This is a genomic window from Vibrio sp. Vb0349 (genome assembly GCF_033338975.1).
The window spans coordinates 1-1,722 of record NZ_JAWOTS010000115.1; the positions used below are offsets into that span (position 1 = coordinate 1).

Genomic DNA, 1,722 nt, shown 5'->3' on the forward strand with positions numbered 1-1,722 from the left:
CTAACTGGTCCCAAATCTCATCGACTTTAGCCACAAGTTTAGGATCTTTTTTAATTGGCGTACCCCACTCACGCGTGACTTCAGATTCGAACTTGTTAGTCGCATCCAGTCCGAGTTTAGATGAACTTTCTGCCTTACCTGATACTCGAGTGGTATCTCTATCCGGATCCATACGAGTGGTCACCGCCCAAATGATGTCATTCCAATCTCGCGCATTGACGTCCTCATCACACAAGATAACGAACTTGTTGTCGGTGTATTGCGCGAAGAAGTCCCACAGGTATTCCATTAATGCTTGAGATTGGCCCGCTTGGTCTTTCTTCATCGTAACGACGGCAAAACGATTATTGGTTGTTGGCGGTAGATAGATATCAATAATCTCTGGACGCTGTTGTTTCAGTGATTCCAAATCGGCTTCTGTTATTACTTTACTGTCTTGCTTACTGATTTGGGGACGTGTTGCAAGTTCCGCATCCCATTTGATGGTCGCATCTAGTCCCATTTTGGAACCTAACCCCACCACTGGCGACGCAAAGTCGAGAGAATCGATTGGCGTGTTGTCTATCATCAAGGTATCGCGCACTGGATCCATATGTTCGGTCATCGCTTTGACGACGTCATTCCAGTCGCGCGCATTTACCGACTCATCACACACAATCACAAACTTGGTGTACATGAACTGACGTAAGAAGGACCACACTCCCATCATCACGCGCTTCGCATGACCTGGGTATTGCTTCTTCATGGTTACAACGGCCATGCGATACGAACAACCTTCTGGCGGTAGGTAGAAGTCTTCAATCTCAGGGAATTGCTTTTGCAGAATTGGCACGAATACTTCATTCAGTGCCACGCCTAATACCGCTGGCTCATCTGGCGGACGACCAGTATAGGTACTGTGATAAATTGGGTCTTTACGCATGGTGATGTGCGTAATGGTAAAGACGTGATGCTTTTCTTTTTCGTTATAGTAGCCAGTGTGATCGCCGTAAGGGCCTTCATCGGCAAACTCGTTCGGATCGATGTATCCTTCCATGACGATTTCAGCACTTGCTGGGACTTCCAAATCGTTACTTATGGATTTGACCACTTCGGTTTTACTGCCACGCAGCAAACCAGCAAAGGCATATTCTGATAACGTATCCGGCACTGGCGTCACCGCACCAAGGATAGTGGCAGGGTCGGCACCAAACGCCACAGAAACTGGAAACGGCTTACCCGGATTAGCTTCCATCCAGTCACGCAAATCTAACGCGCCACCACGGTGAGCTAGCCAACGCATGATGATTTTGTTTTTGGCGATTTTTTGTTGGCGGTAGATACCGAGGTTCTGGCGTTTTTTATTCGGCCCTTTGGTGACCGTCAAACCCCACGTTAATAATGGTGCTACGTCTTCCGCCCAACAACTCATCACCGGAATTTTATCCAAATCGACTTCGTCACCTTGCCATACAATGTCTTGGCATGGCGCTTTACGCAGTCGCTTGGCTGGCATATTCAACACTTGCTTGAATACTGGCAGTTTTTCCAATGCGTCTTTGAAGCCTTTTGGTGGCTCAGGTTCTTTTAAATAAGCCAGCAGTTTGCCGACTTCGCGTAACTCTTTTACGTCTTCGCGTCCCATACCTATCGCGACACGCTCTGGCGTACCAAACAGGTTGGTCAAAACAGGAACGTTGTAGCCGATTGGATTTTCAAACAACAGCGCAGGGCCACCAGCAC

1 protein-coding gene is annotated in these 1,722 nt (G+C 47.9%); it reads right to left on the minus strand.

Features of this window, described 5'->3' with window-relative positions; translation table 11 throughout:
• The coding region (gene ubiD, locus R7Q47_RS23695) for a 4-hydroxy-3-polyprenylbenzoate decarboxylase (RefSeq protein ID WP_318089580.1) at positions 1–1,722 on the minus strand (1,722 nt) is incomplete at both ends.